This window comes from Aeromicrobium sp. PFPM2_SD2, assembly GCF_057364525.1.
In genome coordinates, this window is the sequence record NZ_JBNFNZ010000856.1 from 1 (window position 1) to 487 (window position 487).

Annotated in this window: 1 protein-coding gene; it reads left to right on the top strand. The window is 75.4% G+C overall.

Annotated features, from left to right (window positions below):
• A partial coding sequence (gene ruvA, locus AC2W7G_RS18495) for a Holliday junction branch migration protein RuvA (RefSeq protein ID WP_485869714.1) occupies window positions 1-487 on the top strand: 487 nt, incomplete at both ends.

Here is a 487-nt window from a genome sequence, read left to right on the forward strand (position 1 = left end):
GCTCGCCAGCGCGGCCACCGGCGGCGCGGTGCGGGGTGGCGCGATGATCGCCCACCTGCGCGGCACGGTCGCCGCCCTCACCCTCGACTCGGCCGTCCTCGACGTCGCCGGGGTCGGCTACCTGGTGCGCTGCACGCCGGCCACCGTCTCGTCGCTGCGGCTGAACCAGGAGACCCAGCTGGCCACGTCGATGGTCGTCCGCGAGGACTCCATGACGCTGTACGGCTTCGGCGAGCGCGACGAGCGCGACATGTTCGAGCTGCTGCAGACCGCGAGCGGCGTCGGCCCCAAGGTCGCCCAGGCGATGCTCGCCGTGCTCGAACCGGAGCGGCTGCGCGCGGCCATCGCCGCCGGCGACCTCGCCGCCCTGACGTCCGTGCCGGGCATCGGTCGCAAGGGCGCCGAGCGCATCGTCCTGGAGCTGCGCGACAAGGTCGGCAAGCCCGGCAGCGCCTCGGTCGACCCGAGCAGCGCGGCCGGCGCACCC